Annotated in this window: 17 protein-coding genes; 4 read left to right on the top strand and 13 right to left on the bottom strand. The window is 41.6% G+C overall.

From position 1 onward, the window contains the following. Positions 1-388: 388 nt before the first annotated feature. The 3 genes from ABD010_RS03915 to glmS form a co-directional block, all read right to left on the bottom strand. Positions 389-571 (bottom strand): hypothetical protein, encoded by a 183-nt coding sequence (locus tag ABD010_RS03915; protein ID WP_343810467.1) that lies wholly within the window; start codon positions 569-571, stop codon positions 389-391. 52 nt (positions 572-623) lie between these two features. Continuing rightward, the gene (locus ABD010_RS03920; protein ID WP_343810468.1) at positions 624-803 is read right to left on the bottom strand and encodes a hypothetical protein; all 180 of its coding nucleotides are present in this window, start codon (positions 801-803) and stop codon (positions 624-626) included. 375 nt (positions 804-1178) lie between these two features. After that, positions 1179-2981, bottom strand: coding sequence for a glutamine--fructose-6-phosphate transaminase (isomerizing) (gene glmS, locus ABD010_RS03925; protein ID WP_343810470.1), 1803 nt, complete (start codon positions 2979-2981; stop codon positions 1179-1181). 547 nt (positions 2982-3528) lie between these two features. Here glmS and ABD010_RS03930 point away from each other — a divergent pair. From ABD010_RS03930 to ABD010_RS03945, 4 genes are all read left to right on the top strand, one after another. After that, complete coding sequence (locus tag ABD010_RS03930; protein ID WP_343810471.1) at positions 3529-4116, top strand: uracil-DNA glycosylase; 588 nt, start codon at positions 3529-3531, stop codon at positions 4114-4116. A 53-nt stretch (positions 4117-4169) separates the two neighbouring features. Beyond that, entirely contained in the window at positions 4170-4730 is a 561-nt protein-coding gene (locus ABD010_RS03935; RefSeq protein WP_343810473.1) for a tetratricopeptide repeat protein, read from the top strand. 154 nt (positions 4731-4884) lie between these two features. Then, on the top strand, positions 4885-5145 hold the full coding sequence (locus ABD010_RS03940; protein ID WP_343810475.1) for an AbrB/MazE/SpoVT family DNA-binding domain-containing protein: 261 nt from the start codon (positions 4885-4887) through the stop codon (positions 5143-5145). Further along, positions 5145-5540, top strand: a complete 396-nt coding sequence (locus ABD010_RS03945) for a type II toxin-antitoxin system death-on-curing family toxin (protein ID WP_343810477.1) — start codon at positions 5145-5147, stop codon at positions 5538-5540. The genes ABD010_RS03940 and ABD010_RS03945 overlap by 1 nt, the downstream gene beginning before the upstream one ends. 137 nt (positions 5541-5677) lie before the next feature. Here ABD010_RS03945 and ABD010_RS03950 read toward each other — a convergent pair whose 3' ends face one another. The 10 genes from ABD010_RS03950 to sigW form a co-directional block, all read right to left on the bottom strand. Further along, complete coding sequence (locus ABD010_RS03950) at positions 5678-7468, bottom strand: S9 family peptidase (protein WP_343810479.1); 1791 nt, start codon at positions 7466-7468, stop codon at positions 5678-5680. A 109-nt stretch (positions 7469-7577) separates the two neighbouring features. Beyond that, entirely contained in the window at positions 7578-8255 is a 678-nt protein-coding gene (locus tag ABD010_RS03955) for an ABC transporter ATP-binding protein (protein WP_343810481.1), read from the bottom strand. Next, positions 8255-9298: an ABC transporter permease gene (locus ABD010_RS03960; RefSeq protein ID WP_343810483.1), complete on the bottom strand. Its 1044-nt coding sequence runs from the start codon at positions 9296-9298 to the stop codon at positions 8255-8257. The genes ABD010_RS03955 and ABD010_RS03960 overlap by 1 nt, the downstream gene beginning before the upstream one ends. 73 nt (positions 9299-9371) lie before the next feature. Beyond that, the gene (locus ABD010_RS03965) at positions 9372-10751 is read right to left on the bottom strand and encodes a sensor histidine kinase (protein ID WP_343810485.1); all 1380 of its coding nucleotides are present in this window, start codon (positions 10749-10751) and stop codon (positions 9372-9374) included. Next, a complete protein-coding gene (locus ABD010_RS03970; RefSeq protein WP_343810487.1) occupies positions 10751-11443 on the bottom strand; it encodes a response regulator transcription factor in 693 nt (230 codons plus the stop codon). Before ABD010_RS03970 ends, ABD010_RS03965 begins: the two co-directional genes overlap by 1 nt. 278 nt (positions 11444-11721) lie before the next feature. After that, entirely contained in the window at positions 11722-13068 is a 1347-nt protein-coding gene (gene glmM, locus ABD010_RS03975; protein ID WP_343810489.1) for a phosphoglucosamine mutase, read from the bottom strand. A 78-nt stretch (positions 13069-13146) separates the two neighbouring features. Beyond that, on the bottom strand, positions 13147-14376 hold the full coding sequence (locus ABD010_RS03980; protein ID WP_343810491.1) for a CdaR family protein: 1230 nt from the start codon (positions 14374-14376) through the stop codon (positions 13147-13149). Further along, entirely contained in the window at positions 14369-15193 is an 825-nt protein-coding gene (gene cdaA / locus ABD010_RS03985) for a diadenylate cyclase CdaA (RefSeq protein WP_343810493.1), read from the bottom strand. Before cdaA ends, ABD010_RS03980 begins: the two co-directional genes overlap by 8 nt. Before the next feature lie 188 nt (positions 15194-15381). Next, positions 15382-16029 (bottom strand): anti-sigma factor family protein, encoded by a 648-nt coding sequence (locus ABD010_RS03990; protein ID WP_343810495.1) that lies wholly within the window; start codon positions 16027-16029, stop codon positions 15382-15384. 6 nt (positions 16030-16035) lie between these two features. Further along, positions 16036-16599: an RNA polymerase sigma factor SigW gene (gene sigW, locus ABD010_RS03995; protein WP_343810497.1), complete on the bottom strand. Its 564-nt coding sequence runs from the start codon at positions 16597-16599 to the stop codon at positions 16036-16038. Between the last annotated feature and the right edge of the window lie 92 nt (positions 16600-16691).

Consider the following 16691-nt stretch of genomic DNA (forward strand, 5'->3'; position numbering starts at 1 on the left):
GTATACATTCGGATAAAAAGCCTTATACCCTTATCTAATGAATAAGGCTTAATTAACTTCGGAAACGCGCCCTATTGCCTAACTCAGTAAATCTAGGTTTGAAATTTGCTTGGGTTTTCAATTTTCGTAGAAATTACTTCTCCACAACTCAAACAGAAGGTATAGATCTTATTAGATCCCATTGAAAATTTCTAGTCTAATGGTTTGACTGGCATAAAATCGGTGCCTTCACCAAATTCAGTTCCACGACTTTTAGGGCATTCATTTTCATTCATTAGTACCCCCTCCTTATATTTAAAAATAGAACCACCGTGAGCTGTCCTTACTCAGGAATGGCGACCGTTTCTGAATAACTAAAATATACCCTTAATCCTTTAAATGGAATAACTTAAATCATATCTATGGTAATCCCATTATCTTTATCATAACCACCCTCAATAAATGTTTTTTCGGCTGCCTTCCCAATCAAATAAGTAGATGAGGCGTCAAATGATCCTCCAACTACTCCGCCGAGTAAGGGCACCATTTTCCCTAAATTGACTACTCCTTTTTCTCCAAACTTCGTTACCAATCTAAAACCGATTTTTTGATTAATTTGTTTTATAACCTCACCAGGTATTCTTTTAATTTGTGCTTCGCCAACCTTCTGAGCAATTTTGATGCCACTTTGCTTTACTAATTCTGATGCGGATTGCCCTGTTAGAAGCTAACTCATAAGCTGAAACCGTACCTGGAACCCCATTTAATACCTTTTCATATGTCCAATCTAAAAATTTATGGACACCCTCTTCATTTAAACTCATATGTAATTCTCCCCTTTTAAAAATGAAATTTAACTGTATGCTCTTTTAAAGTTATTGAATCGCCATTACAACTGCTTTTTCCATTTTACTTTCAAGTCATCAGTTAGATTTCACATATCAACCAATTCCTTGATTACCCACCAAAATAATACCCTCCATCGACTAGAATATTAATTGTAAATAATCCTAATCCAATCACTTATTCCAGATAATGGCCCAATTCTGGAATAACCATTTGCTAAAACTGTACCATATTTCTCCCGAAGACATATTGATTTTTAAACAAATTTTCTATAATTAATTCAATACCTTTTAAAAAGACACTCCCCTACGAACTATTATCGCAAGGGAGTGTCATAATTACCGATACGTCATTTATTCAACCGTTACACTTTTCGCCAGGTTCCTTGGCTTATCAACGTCGCAACCTCGGTGAAGTGCGGCGTAATATGCGAGAAGCTGCATCGGTACAACACTTACAAGTGGTGTCAGCAGTTCATGTACTTGTGGTACAACGAATGCATCAGTGTCCTGTTCAAGGCTGCGCATACTAATTACCATTGCATTTGCGCCACGTGCTTCGACTTCCTGGACATTGCTTCGGATGCCGTAATTAACCTCTGGCTGGGTTGCCAGCGCGATGACCGGTGTTCCGTCTTCAATTAATGCAATCGTTCCGTGCTTCAGTTCACCACCGGCAAAACCTTCAGCCTGAATATAGGAAATTTCTTTCAGCTTCAATGCACCTTCCAGGCAAACATAGTAATCTGTGCTCCGACCAATGAAGAATGCATTCCGTGAGACGGACAAGTAGTCCCGAGCCAATTCTTCAATCGCTTCTTTTTGGTCCGTTAGCACTTCCATTGCATTTGCAACGATCGCAAGTTCCTGCAACGGTTCAAAATCAAGTTTTAATGCTTTTGCTCTGGCCGAATCAACTGCCAATATTGCTAAAACGGCAATTTGTGCAGTATAAGCCTTTGTTGATGCTACGGCGATTTCCGGTCCAGCAAAGAGATTTAATGTGTAATTTGCTTCACGAGAAAGGGTTGATCCCGGCACATTAGTAATTGTCAGTGCCGGATGTCCCAATTCCTTAATTTTTACCAAAACGGTACGACTGTCGGCTGTTTCGCCGCTTTGCGAGATAAAAATAAACAACGGTTTTTCCGACAGCAGCGGCATATTATATGAAAATTCACTTGCCACATGGACTTCAACTGGAATTTTTGCCATTTTTTCAATAAACTGTTTACCGGCTAACCCTGCATGGTAACTGGTACCTGCAGCAATGATATAGATGCGGTCACATGCCTTCATTGCATTGCGTACATCCTCATCAAGCTTCAGATCATTATTTTCGTCCTGGTATTCCTGGATGATTTTTCGCATGACAAACGGCTGTTCATCAATTTCCTTCAGCATGAAATGAGGGTAAGTTCCTTTTTCGGTATCACTCACATCAATTTGTGCTGTGAATGGTTTACGTTCGACAACCTTGCCATCAAGCTTTTGCACCTCAACAAAATTACGGCTAACCAACACAATTTCCCGGTCATGAATTTCCAAATACTGATCAGTTTCCTTAAGCGTCGCCATGGCATCACTTGCGATTACATTGAATCCTTCGCCTAAACCAATCAGTAATGGACTTTTATTTTTGGCAACATAAATGGTATCCCTGTCTTCGTTATCGATCAAACCGATTGCGTAAGATCCTTTTAGAAGACTGACCGTATTACGAAACGCTTCAGCAGTATTCTGGTATTTTTCGAAGTTTTTTTCAATCAGCTGCACAATGATTTCCGTATCCGTTTCACTCGAGAAAACGGCTTCGCCCAGATAGTCACGTTTTAAATCCTGATAATTTTCGATAACACCATTATGCACAAGTGTAAATCTGCCTGATGTGCTTTGGTGCGGGTGTGCGTTCTCAGCGCTTGGCGCACCATGTGTTGCCCAGCGTGTATGACCAATTCCCATTGTTGATTGAACACCATGATCCACTTTCTCCCGCAATGCCGCAATCCTGCCTTTTACCTTAAAAAGATTCATTCTGTCGTCATTTAACATGGCAATTCCGGCTGAGTCATAGCCACGGTATTCCAATTTTTCCAGTCCGTTCAATAATATTTCCTTCGTATCATTCTGTCCGATATATCCTACAATTCCACACATATCGCTGTTCCTCCTTGTATAAAGGGGCAACAAACGACCTTCCACATTATTTGTATGGGGCGTTTCGCTGCCCCTTTCTCGTGATTGTATACCTGCTTCTCATCCTGCTTTATTCCGTTGTACAACAAGTCGCCTTGCCGTTTTAGGAATGAAAGCCTATCAATTGGGATGTGCAATCGGGAGGTACCCGCCGAGTTAATCGAATGTCCTCCACCTCGTCAACTATTCCATTTTCATCGGTCAAAGAATAGTTCAGGCGCTTTAAATGCTTGAAAAAAAAAACGTTCCACCTTTCTATTTTTGAATAAAGGATTCGCATCTGTAAATTAGCGTACACCAAATTTTAACCGAAAACATCTGTGAAGGTCAACAAATTTTTTACGGATGGTTAATATCATATGTATGAACCTCACTCATTTGACGTGCTAGTCACCAAGCCTTTACTTATGCCAAAAGAAAGTTTCTTATCTGCTTAAAAATTTTGCTGCAAGTTTTCGTCGGGTTTGCGGGAAACTATCAATACACTATTTTTAACTGGAGGGATTAGATGTCGACTGAATTTTGCCCGGTATCATGGCCGGAAATACCAACTCCCGAGCATGTCGATATGTGCTGTGAATGCGGACTTTATAAGCATGGTTCCAGGATGGTCTGGGGAGAAGGAAACCCCAATGCTTCGATTATGATTGTGCTGGATAACCCCGGACTTCGCGAAGACCGCGATGGTAATCCTTTTGTTTGCGGTACAAGACAGACCCTTCAGAAAGCTGCTCATCATATTGGTCTTGGAAGCGATGATTTTTATATTACCTACATTCTAAAACGAAAGCCAACGCGGAAATACGATAAAGAAGCTGTACGGAAAATTTGTATGAATCACTTGGATGAGCAGCTTCAAAACAGCCAGCCGAAACACATTTTATGTCTCGGAAACGTCGCTGTGCAATCTTTTTTTCAGGATGACACGGTTGATGTAAAATCATTGCGACAGAACGTGCATCAAGTACACGGTTATTCGACCACGGTTGCCTATCATCCGCTTGCAGTCAGAAGAAGGCCGAACTTATGGCAAAAATTCATCGAGGACTGGGAATTTCTTGCGGATCATCACCGCAATGAAGGCCAGTCATCTTAGCACAATCCCATCTGTCGTGGTAATATATAAGCAGATGGGGGTGGTGATGGTTTATGAATATTTCAGATATTCCATATAACATGAAATTTAAATTCGGACCAAATCTGCGGGAAGTGCCTATTTCCAAAATTCAGATGCTCAGTGGAATGATATATATCAGAGAACAGCTTAACGAAATCAGTGAAAGCGAAAAAGGGAAATGGTATGGATTACTCGGTTCTTATTTAAGAATTGTTGGCGAATTGGAAGAAAGCGAAAAACATCTTAAAACCGCAATCAAAATCTGCCAAAATACTGATAACACGCATGGTGTTTTTGCTAATAAGATTCGCCTAGCTCATACATATCAATGGTGGACCAAGTTTGACCTTTCCAATAGAATGTTTACTGACTTGCTGGAAACAGCTGAGTCTGATTGGGATTATACCGATTTTCTTGATTTTGTTTACGAACATTATGGCAAAAACCTTTTTGATCAATCCGATTTTAAAGGAGCGTTGAAATACTTTAAAAAAGCACTTGAACTTCGATTGGAGAAGGATGATAAAGAATTGATCGCCTCAAGCGAAACAGCAGTTGAAGCCTGTGAATATAGGATTGAAAATAATTACTAAAAATTATAGGAGTAGCATGGGATTTTCAAAACCATGCTACATTTTTGTAAACGAGTTATTTTTTTAATAAAAACATGTTATAATGTACATACGTAATTGAATAAATACGCATATACTTCAGTACCATGTATATACTTGAAAGGAGTAGAAAAATATGAAGATGGTGAGAGATATGGAACGAAACGTGATAAAAATGGGAAATAGTCTTGGCGTAAACATGACCGATGCTTTAAAAGAAATAAATGCTGAAAAAGGAGATACCCTATCGATTGAAATTGTCGACAAGGAAATCCGCCTAAGAAAAAAACAGCCCAAAGTCGACCTCCCAGAAGGAATTAGTGAAGATTTCTTTAAGGTATTAGAGGATACGGTCGAATATTACGATAAAACACTTAAAGGCTTAAAAGATAGATAATGGCACCTATACGGTATCTGACTGTTGAAGAAGTTATCAGTATCAATTTATATTTAATTAACCGATACAGCAGGGGTGAGACGGCTGGAGTAAAAGACGCCACCCTGCTGGACTCAGCCATAAATAGACCGAAACAATCTGCTTTTGGAGAAGACGCCTACCCCTCAATGGTTGAAAAGGCCGCTGCATTATTTCAATCTTTAGCATTTAACCATGCATTTCATAACGCCAACAAACGAACAGCATTTACTTCCATGATACAATTTTTAAAGTATAATGGACTCAACTTTTATATGGATCCTAAAGAGGCCGAGGACTTTGTAGTAGATACTGTTAACCATAAATATAATTTTGCTGATATTGTAACTATTATTAGTAAGCATTCCATAAACTAATTATCTTTCTACTACTACAATCGAAACTGAACGCAGAAAAGTGGCATGGTATTTTATTAAACCATGCCACTTATTTTGCTTCAGATGCGATTTTACTTAAAAGGAACACTTTTAAACTGTATCACCTTTAAACAATTCTAATCCTGATGCTTTTCCAAAAAGTCCAACATACGGGAGTACACGTTAATCTCGTTTTCTTTTTTGGAGAAACCATGCCCTTCATCATCGAGCACAAGATACTCAACATCACGACCTTCATCTTTCAGCCTGGAAACAATATTATCGGATTCCTCTTTCACAACACGTGGATCTTTTGCGCCTTGGATAACAAGCATTGGCTTGACCATACCATCCAAATAGGTTACTGGTGAATCGTTGATAAAACGTTCCTTATCACGCTCTGGATCGCCTAACCAGCGATCCATAATGGGTTTCCAGTGCGGTGGTACAGAATTAACGAATGTGAATAAATCAGATGGGCCGAAAATATCGACACATGCTTTGAAATATTCAGGATGACGACCATGAAGCAGCAAAGCCATGTAACCGCCATAACTGCCGCCAACCAGGAATAATTTATCACGGTTTGAAACATTGTTTTCAAAGAGCCATTCAATTCCTGCAACACAATCCAGACGGGGGCCTTCTCCCCAATCCTGCTCGACTAATTTTACAAAGGAAGACCCATATCCTGTACTTCCACGAAAGTTAGGGGCAAAAATGGTATACCCGCGGTTGAGAAAACATTGGAACATCGATCGGAATGATTTTCGTTCGGAAGCTTGCGGCCCGCCATGTGGCCAAAAAATCGTATAGCCGTTACTATTTTCCGGCTTTGCTTTAAACAGCAATGCTTCGATTTCCATCCCGTCAAATGACTTGTAGGAAACGACTTCCGGTTCAACCATATCCTTGCTGCTCAATCCAAGTACACGGTTATCTGTCAGCTGACGCCATACCTTGCCATTTTCTGATTTGAAAATATTATGCGGGACAGTTGCGCTTCTGCCAAGTAAATAAATATTACCCGACTTTGCAACATGTACCTGTTCAATCACATCAACTGGTGCATTTAGTTTTGTTAGCTTTTCTGATTCTAAATCATAAGTATATATCTGATCAGTCACACCATTTTCCGTTACCAGGTATAAGGCATTTTGGTCTCTATTCCATTTCAGCATTTCCACACTTTCATTTTCAATGGTTACGACGGACGAAAATTTCTTTGAATCAAGGTCAAATTTTGCAACATAGTTATACTCACTTTCATAATTCGTGACAAAATAGATGGTTTTGTCCGTCACAAAAATAGGGTCAAATGTTACATGTACCTTTTCAGGATCAGGGGTAAGATTGTGTGTTTCCTTGCCCGTCTTGACAAATCCGGTTACGAATGTGTTTGCAAAGGCGCGTAAATAAACAAACGCCTGTTCATCGTTGGAGACAGTTGCTAACTCAGTTGGAGACACCTCACCAATGTTGAGAAGTGTATCGGAATTGTTTTTCAGGTCGCGAACCCGTGCATTTAAAAAAGACGGATTTTCCTCTGAAGTAATATAATATAAACGTTCGCCATCCTCACTTATATCCGCCAAAAAATACTTTTCCTCCGCATCACCTGTAACCAGCGGCTTTGGCAGACCACCCTCACTCGGTATCGCATAAATATGATGGTTTTCATCGCCGTCCTTATCAAATCCAGCCAGAACATAGCGGTTTTTTGGATCAAATTTGATGCTGCTGCATGATTCATCCTGATGGGCAAACAGGTATGGAAAGGTCTCCGGTAAATCCATTGCCCACAGGTTCATCTTGCCATTCAGATTTGAACTGAAAATGAGCCGTTCTTCATCACTGCTCACATCAAAGTTCGAAATAACATAGGTACGGAAAAATTGCTCAACAGTTGGTTTTGGAAATGGTATCATCAAATCCCCCTAAAACTTTAGAATTGTTATATTTATAAGATAATTATAACCTACTTTGCGAAGGGGAGATAGGATTCTTGCTTAGAAAACTTGGCTGTCACCAAGTTTTTTAAGAAACCGTTGCTGCTTCAACTAACTGCCCGTCTTTCATCATCAACACACGGTCACACAAGTCGAGGACGCGTTCATCGTGCGTCACCATAATACCGGATTTACCACGGTCGCGAACTTCAGCTGCCAGCATTTCCACAACTTGACGGCCCCGCTTCGAATCTAAACTTGCCGTCGGCTCATCGGCCAGGATTAGTTTAGGATCATTGATTAATGCGCGGGCAATGGCAACCCGTTGCCGCTCTCCGCCGGATAAGCCACTCGGAAAGTTTTTAAGCCGGTCGCCTAATCCGAAATGACGCAGCAATTCCTCTTCTGTCTCATAACGCTGTTTATTTTTGGCAAGCACGTTAACCACACGCAGCTGATCCATAACAGTTAAATAAGGAATCAGATTGGCAGACTGGAAGACGAAGCCTATCTTTTCCAGCCGCAGCATGGTTTTCTTTTTTGCTGAAAGTTTCTCAATGTTTCTTCCATCCACCATAATGGCTCCGCTTGTTGGTGACAATAGTGCTCCGGCAGTTGATAAAAAAGTACTTTTACCTGAGCCGGATGGACCGATTACAGCAATAAATTCCCCTTCTTTAACATCAAGCGTTACATTATCCAAAGCCTTGAATTCATTTGGTCCATCGCGAAAGACCTTTGATACCTTTTCCATTCTGAGTGTCATCACTCTGCCCCCTCAATTGCTTCTTTTGGATCCACTTTAACGACCTGTGACAAGGAAACCAATGACCCGATAACAGAAACGGCCAGCAACAATGCCGCAGACAGCAGCATCAGATCTGAACTTAATACAAATGGCATGGCTTCCGGCAGTAATTTCCCAACCCCGAACGTCATTGCCGCAGCCGCTCCAATGCAAATAACAGATAAGATTATTACCTGGACAAGAAGATTGCGCATCAGGTAGGATGTTTTAGCGCCCAATGCTTTTAACACGCCGAATTGCGCTTTCTTTTGCAATGTAATCACATAGAAAAAGACGGCTAACACAAATGCTGCAATCACGTACAAAAAGATGATCATCATATTGAGCGATGCCTGTTCCTGTGAGTAACTTGGCAGTGCAGCCAAAATTTCGTCTTTTGTCAACACATCATAGTGTTGCTCCAATTTCTTATTAGCGTTTCCTTTGATCGCAACAGCATTAAAGTGCCCCGTTTTATTTTCCGCATATACAACAGAGGTATGGCTGTAACGCTGATTTTCTGCAAAGCCAGTGACCGTATATTCCTGTTTACTGCCTTTAAACGTGATGGTATCACCGATTGAAATACCTTCATTTTTCAATTGATCATCGACCAGCACTTCATTCGAATTTTCCGGCATTTCCCCTTCAGAAAGTTGCGGGACCAACATGCTATTCATATCTGTCATGAATAATGTTGCATCAATCTTTTTGTCATTTCCCGTTTCCGAAAAAGCACCCATTTGCACAGCCAGGGGAACTGCTTTTTGAACCCCTTCTGACGCAGTAATTTCGTTCACGGCCGATTCGCTGAGCGAGGATTGGGTAAGCTGATTCTCCACACCTTCCTCAATCGCCAGGTAATCCGCATCCATCGTTATAATCGATGATGCGTTATCATATGAAAGTCCCTTTGCCAAACCGGAAATGATAAAAATCAATCCGGCCACTAAAACCATAATGACTCCAATTAATATATAACGAAATTTAGCATGCAATAATTCTCTGATTCCTAAAAACATAAAAATCGTTCACTCCTTTCCTATCCATATCTTTAGTATAGATATCGAATATGAACAGAGAATGAACGATTGATTACGTTTTTGGCAGGGACACAGTGAATGCGGTACCTTTCCCGGTTTCACTTTCAACCATAATAATCCCACCGTGAAGCTCAATTATTTTTTTCACGATGGACAAGCCCAGACCCGTACTGTTTTCCGTTCTGGTTCTGGCTTTATCCACTTTATAAAAACGGTCAAAAAGATGTGGGATATCCTTGTCTGCAATACCGATACCATTATCCTCAACCGTTACATCAACTGTTTGATTATGCTCCTTTGTATGTATTTGGACTGTTCCACCGGATTCTGTATACCGGATAGCATTAGTCAGCAAATTCATCCAAACCTGATAAAGTAGTTTTGTGTCGCCGACAATCTGAAATGGCGCATCCTCCAACTCAACCGTTATACCCTTTTCGCTCCACAGCCATTGTACAGCGGATACGACCTCCCTCAACTGTTCCCCCAGCATGATGGTTTGTCGTTCATGCTCATCGAGTTCGTTATCCAGAAACGATAGCGTTAAAAGCTGTTTGCTCAGTTGTGAAAGACGCCTGCTCTCTTTCTCAATAATTGTTAAATAATACGTACGTTCATCGTCCGTCATATCTTCCTCACGCAGCAGCTGGGAAAATCCCTGAATTGATGAGAGCGGAGACTGAATTTCATGCGAGACATTTGATACAAATTCCTGCCTCTTTTCCTCCGTTTTTTGCAGATTATTGCTCATTTGGCTGAAATCGCTGGCAAGCCTGCCAATTTCATCGCGACGGTTTACATTCAGCTTCACATGATAATTACCCGCTGCAATTTTCCTGGTTGCATCGGTCAGCCGCTCGACCGGCTTCACAATAAAACGAGTACTAATCAAGATCAGCAGAAAACTGAACAGGAGAACCAGCACAAGCAAGACAGCGAGAAAAATACGCATTTCCCCGAACTGCTGGGTTGTAAACGGCCTCACAAACAATGCATATTGGGTCCCATTGGCTTTGACCGGTAATCCAATGGTGTTTTTTAATTTGTTGTCAAAAAATCCGGTCACAAAAGGTTTCCACGGATAATTGGCAATCCCGTGGTAAATGTCACCGTTTAATACGCGTTTCATTTCTGATTCGGGTAAGGCTGTCGAATCAAACGGACTGCCGAACGTTTCGGTTTTGCCGTTTTCACTCACCAGATAAAATTTGTACCCTAAATCTGTAATGTCTGCTAAGTATTTTTGCAGCGGCTGTCCGTTATTCTGTTTGTAAATGGAAACAATATCTCTGGCGATTCTGGTCACTTTTTCATCGTTCTTCGGTTTTAAAAACTGCTGATAATAGACATTGGTCACTGCAAATGCGATGATGGCACTTGCTATCATAATCACCATTGTAATGACAATAATCCGTACATATAACGTTCGCATTAACTGCTTCCTCCATCATTATCCCGCGCGTGCAGTTTATAGCCTTTACCCCGCACCGTTTCAATCGTAAAATCATCTTTACTGTCTGCGAACCGCTCCCTGATCCGCTTCACATGAACATCAACTGTCCGGTCAAAGCCAATAAAGTCATTTCCCCAAACATGTTCAATCAATTGTTCACGGGTGAAAATCTGCTCCGGATAGCTTGCCAATTGTGCCAGTAATTCAAACTCCTTTAATGGAAGAATAATCAATTTACCATTCGAATGTATTTCATAGCTTTTCCGGTTAATGACCGTCTTTCCGAGTTTAATTTCCGCTTCACTTGCCAATTGAAACCTTCTCAGCAGTGCCTTGATCCGAAACAACACCTCTTTTGGTTCAAACGGTTTAACGACATAATCGTCCGTACCTGCCGTGTATCCTTTTTCCTTATCAGTCAGTTCCCCTTTGGCGGTCAGCATGATTACAGGAATATCATATGTTTGACGGATTTCGGCGCACAATTCATAACCATCAATATTCGGCATCATAATATCAACGATGGCCAGCTGAACACTCTCGGCTTCAAGCACACTCAAGGCACGCTGTCCATCTGCCGCTTCCAGCACTCGATACCCTTCTTTATGCAGATAAAAACGGAGCAATTCCCGGATGTGCGGATCGTCATCCGTAATTAAAATGGAAACCATAAGAGCAATCCCTCCTTTGGTGTCAGCTGTATTGTAAAATGTTTGGCGCATTTAACGCGTTCAGAGAGTGTGAACTAAATTCACTTTTAAAATGCAAGTTGCAACCAATTAAATGACTTCGCACGTTTCGGCGCTTGGTTCGCACGTTTCGACGCCTGGTTCGCACGTTTGACCGGGTAGTTCGCACGTTTCGGCGCCTGGTTCGCGTGTTTTGTACCTTCTAATTAGGATCAATACAAAAAATTGCTCCCGGAATGGAGAGCAATTTCTTGTGCTGATTATTCTTTCACACCAAGCAATTCTTCGATAACTGCTGCAACCTGGTTCGTGTATTTTTCGCAGGCTTCCTTTGTCGGCGCTTCAACCATTACCCGAACAAGCGGTTCTGTACCGGAAGGCCGGACCAATACACGGCCCTCACCGTTCATTTCCGCTTCCACCGCATTGATTTCTTCCTGAACTTTAGAATTGGTCAATGCGCTCTTTTTATCCGTCACTTTTACGTTTCTCAGAACCTGCGGATAAATTTCCATTTCATCAGCCAGCTCTGACAGTTTCTTCCCTGTTTCTTTCATCACATTCACTAGTTGAATAGCTGTCAGCATGCCATCCCCAGTCGTTGTATGATCCAGAAAAATGATATGCCCCGACTGCTCGCCACCAAGATTATAACCGCCGTTAAGCATTTCCTCAAGAACATAACGGTCACCGACTTTTGTTTTATCACTGCGCATGCCATGCTCTTCAAGCGCTTTGTAAAAACCGATATTACTCATTACCGTCGAAACAACCGTATCATGACGAAGAACACCTTTATCGTTCATAAATTTCCCGCAAATGTACATGATCTTATCACCATCAACAAGATTGCCTTTTTCATCAACCGCAATGAGACGATCCCCATCACCATCAAAGGCCAATCCGATGTCAGCACCTTTTTCTGTGACAAAAGTCTGCAGTGACTCAGGATGTGTTGACCCATAACCATCATTAATATTCAGACCGTCCGGCGATGATCCGATGGAATGAATATCAGCCTCCAGATCAGCAAACAAATGTGTTGCCAGGCTTGATGTTGCACCATGCGCGCAATCCAGTGCAATTACCATATCTTCAAAATCATTGTCAATCGTTTCTTTTAAGAATGAGAGATACTTTTGGCCACCTTCAAAATAATCATTAACTACACCTATATCAGCACCAATCGGACGCGGAAGGTTGTCTTCACCATCCATCAATGTTTCAATTGCATCTTCCTGTGCATCCGTCAGTTTGAAACCATCCGGGCCAAAAAATTTAATTCCATTATCCTCCACCGGATTATGAGAGGCAGAAATCATGATGCCTGCTTCGGCACTTGTTGCTTTTGTCAAATAAGCAACCCCAGGGGTGGAAACCACACCAAGACGCATTACCTCAGCACCAATTGACAGCAGTCCTGCTACAAGCGCTCCTTCCAGCATATGACCAGATACGCGTGTATCACGTCCTATTAATATTTTTGGTTTCTGCACATCTTTTGTAAGGGAATAACCACCAAAGCGGCCTAATTTAAATGCCAATTCAGGTGTCAGTTCGGAATTTGCTATTCCCCTGACACCGTCAGTTCCAAAATAATTTCCCATGCTGTATCTCTCCTTTATATCCGTTCACCCCAATACAGGGCAACGTTCATTCACCCGCTATTCAATAAGGTTCATCCATCAGGTGATTTCAATCGTCACTTGCTGCAGTTCACTTGTCAGTTCTACGTTTTCCGGTCCTTCAAATGAAACCGGAAGCTGATGTTCGCCTGAGTCAAGACCGCCGGCATCAACAGTGGCAGTAATATCTTTAGCAGTTATATTACTGACAGCTTCTTGCTTGCCGTTGACGGTCACATCGATAGAAGATGCATCAGGCTGAATAAATGATACTTCTTGCCCTTCTTCCGCATTTTCCACTTCAATCGGAACATCCTGCAGTGTTTTCGTCTGTTCCAGTTCAACCTCCACTTCGATATTTTTGTTTTCCTTTAGATGCGCTCCATCAGGGAGAGCAAGTCCAACATCAATCGTTCCGGATTTATTTATATCATTAAGGTTGATTTCTTTCGTTGAAACCTTTTCAATTCCTTTTAAAACGTCACTCGTGCCAAAGATTTTTACCTTGTCCACATTAGCAGAAATAGATGACATTGTATACCCTTCCGGAAGCTCACCAGCTGTTGACAGTGTCACCGGGACAGATTTGCTCGGATTTTGAATTTCCGCCGAAACTGCAACACTTTCCGGCATCATCTGCACGTTCAGTTCATTGCCTCTTTCATCATAGACGTTTACAGGGACCTCCCTGCTGTCTATTGACTCTTTTAATCCTGCAACATCCACAAACACTTTTACAATCGCAATCTGCTCAATTAATTCCTTTGAACTGGTAATGGATACAGTCTTCGGTTCAACCGTGCTTTTCCCGAGTTCATATCCCTGCGGCAGCTCGTCCGTATTAATAAAATCCGTTGAAACGGTAAACTCTTCCGTTGCACGTTCTTCAATGGTGACTTCTATTGTCTTTGGTTCAATATATACGTTTAACTCCCGGGGCACATTTGCATGTTTCAATTCCACCGTATGTGTGCCTGCTTTCAAACCTTCCAAATCAACATATATATCAAAATTCTTCTGTCTTGCCGTTGCAGTAAGTGTACTTGCAGAGCCTTCCAGTGTTACTGATACCGTCTGCGGAACCCCACTGACAACATAGTTCTCTTCATCGATACGGATACTTACCGGCATCTCTTCAATCGTTGCCACTTCTTCGTTGCCACTCGGGAAGATACGGGACTCATCGTTGTCATACTGATCAATCTCCACCTGGACAAAAATGTATAACACTGCAGCAAATACCAGTGAAATACCCCGGACAAACCAGCGGCTATTAAACCATTTATCCATTCTTTTTCCCCCTCCGATGACGTGACTTTGATTCAGAGGTTTTTAGTGGTGAAGGTGACAGATTTGCGCGCAAGAATTCCCGCAAGGCATCCCGATCCAACTCCCGCATCAACTCCCCATTTTTTGTACAGGAAATATTTCCGGTTTCCTCCGACACCACAATGGTCAAAGCGTCCGTTACTTCACTGATTCCCATCGCAGCCCGGTGCCGTGTTCCAAGTTCCTTTGAAATGAACGGACTCTCGGATAACGGCAAATAACACGCTGCAGCCATGATTTCCTCATCCTTGATAATAACTGCCCCGTCGTGAAGCGGCGTGTTCGGTGTAAAAATATTTGTCAAAAGCTGATGGGTAAGCTTCCCATTAATCGGAATGCCTGTCTCAGCGTAATCACCAATACCAGTCTCGCGTTCGAGTGAAATCAATGCACCAATTCTTCGCTTTGCCATATATGTACACGACTGAATGATTGCCTCGATTTTCTGTTCCAGTATTTCTTCCTCAGATCTGGAACCCCTGGAGAAAATATTACCTCTTCCCAGCTGTTCCAACGCCCGCCGCAACTCAGGCTGAAATAAAATCACGATGAAAACAAATCCCCAGGTAATCGCCTGATTTGTTATATATTGAATCGTCTGCAGTTCAAAAACCCTGCTGAGCACCCAGACAATCAGTACAACCAAAATACCTTTTAAAAGCTGTATGGCCTTTGTGCCTCTAATCAACATTATTAATTTATATAAAACATACCAGACGAGAGCAATATCTACGCCTATTCGTAACAGGTTTAAAAAGTTTAATCCCCCATCAAGCATGTTCACACTTCCTTCTGCACATATTCTTCTTCCCATCCATTTGGATTGCCACTGTATATTATATCATATTCCATCACAGATATTGAAATGTTAGAAAACTTGGTTGTCACCAAGCCTTTAGGTGATGAGTTTAATAACCGCAAAAAAGCCTGGTATTAACCAGGCTTGTCCATAATATACATTTCACATCAGTCATCCATTGAAAACACACTTTCAACCATATTTTTCATATGATACCATACCCACTCAAAGACCTGATCAACCTGTTCAAGCTCGCCGTTTACTTCGCCAACAGATGCCATTAGCCCGGTACCTTTTATTGGCCGGTCAATCAGCTCGCCATTAATAATCGTCACATTACCGTCCACCGTTCCTTCTATTCGAAGGTCACCATTTTTGACCAGCAAATCACCGGAAACAGTCACATCGTCAGGTACAATGACCGTGTCACCCTGAACGACCAAATTTTCCTGTTTGGAGACAACGAGTGCACCATCCTGATTCCAGGCTGAAAATATTCCGGTCAGCATAAAGAAGAAAAATATTGCAGCAGAAGTCAAAATCGGATGAGATTTAAACCAGCGTTTATACCGCACACGTTTTTGTTCCACTGGAAGCTTTTCCATTACGGATTCTGTAAACCCTGAAGGAGCAGTGATTCGTTCTGTGCTCTGGACAAGTGTAATCGTTCGCTTCAGTTCATGAAAATGCTTTTGACATTGTTCGCAATTCTCCAGATGATGCCGCAACTTCTCTTCTTCATCTTTCATTAAATCATTATCCAGATATTTATGCATAAGCTCAATTGCTTCATTATCGCAGTTCAAGTTGATCACACTCCTTTACACATGACGAAGCTTTTTGCGTAAAGCTTCGCGCCCCCGGTGAATTCGGGTTTTCACGGTACCTAATGGAATATCCATAATTTCACTTATTTCCTTAAGTGAAAAATCTTCGAGGTAACGCAAAATAATGATGCCGCGGTATTTAGTCGGAAGAGATGCTATCTCATCATGAATATACCGTTGCAGCTCCATGCTTTCCGCTTCTTCATCAGGCAGCCGGTTATCTGCAGCAAGCTGTGAATACATATTCAATCCTTCTGTTCCCGTTATTTCCGCGTCAAGATAATAGTCCGGTTTTCGCTTTCGTATCCGGTCAATCGTTAAATTGGTTGCAATCCGGTACAGCCAGGTGGAAAACTTCCGGTTGACATCAAATGTGTGAATGTTTACATACGCTCTGATGAATGCTTCCTGGGCTATATCTTCTGCCTCGTGCCGATTTCCGAGCATACGGTAACAATGCTGAAAAATTTTATTCTGGTAAAACGAGACTATATCTTCAAAAGCAGTCTTATCTCCCTTTTTAACCTTTTTAATCTTCTCTGTAATTAATGTTTCCATTGATTTGTACCTCCGCCAGTTATGCGGTAATACGCATACGAATAAGTCCCACTAAAGGTTTCAATTTTTTTCTGATGCGAAATTGTTTAAAT

Origin of the sequence: Virgibacillus siamensis (assembly GCF_039522605.1) — a bacterium.
Taxonomy (GTDB): domain Bacteria; phylum Bacillota; class Bacilli; order Bacillales; family Amphibacillaceae; genus Lentibacillus; species Lentibacillus siamensis.

Coding starts and splice junctions, on each gene's coding strand:
- glmM (WP_343810489.1), bottom strand. CDS start 13,068: ATGGGAAATTATTTTGGAACTGACGGTGTCAGGGGAATAGCAAATTCC.
- ABD010_RS03955 (WP_343810481.1), bottom strand. CDS start 8,255: ATGACACTCAGAATGGAAAAGGTATCAAAGGTCTTTCGCGATGGACCA.
- ABD010_RS03935 (WP_343810473.1), top strand. CDS start 4,170: ATGAATATTTCAGATATTCCATATAACATGAAATTTAAATTCGGACCA.
- ABD010_RS03960 (WP_343810483.1), bottom strand. CDS start 9,298: ATGTTTTTAGGAATCAGAGAATTATTGCATGCTAAATTTCGTTATATA.
- ABD010_RS03940 (WP_343810475.1), top strand. CDS start 4,885: ATGAAGATGGTGAGAGATATGGAACGAAACGTGATAAAAATGGGAAAT.
- cdaA (WP_343810493.1), bottom strand. CDS start 15,193: ATGCTTGATGGGGGATTAAACTTTTTAAACCTGTTACGAATAGGCGTA.
- ABD010_RS03930 (WP_343810471.1), top strand. CDS start 3,529: ATGTCGACTGAATTTTGCCCGGTATCATGGCCGGAAATACCAACTCCC.
- ABD010_RS03920 (WP_343810468.1), bottom strand. CDS start 803: ATGAGTTTAAATGAAGAGGGTGTCCATAAATTTTTAGATTGGACATAT.
- sigW (WP_343810497.1), bottom strand. CDS start 16,599: ATGGAAACATTAATTACAGAGAAGATTAAAAAGGTTAAAAAGGGAGAT.
- ABD010_RS03970 (WP_343810487.1), bottom strand. CDS start 11,443: ATGGTTTCCATTTTAATTACGGATGACGATCCGCACATCCGGGAATTG.
- ABD010_RS03980 (WP_343810491.1), bottom strand. CDS start 14,376: ATGGATAAATGGTTTAATAGCCGCTGGTTTGTCCGGGGTATTTCACTG.
- ABD010_RS03945 (WP_343810477.1), top strand. CDS start 5,145: ATGGCACCTATACGGTATCTGACTGTTGAAGAAGTTATCAGTATCAAT.
- ABD010_RS03965 (WP_343810485.1), bottom strand. CDS start 10,751: ATGCGAACGTTATATGTACGGATTATTGTCATTACAATGGTGATTATG.
- ABD010_RS03950 (WP_343810479.1), bottom strand. CDS start 7,468: ATGATACCATTTCCAAAACCAACTGTTGAGCAATTTTTCCGTACCTAT.
- glmS (WP_343810470.1), bottom strand. CDS start 2,981: ATGTGTGGAATTGTAGGATATATCGGACAGAATGATACGAAGGAAATA.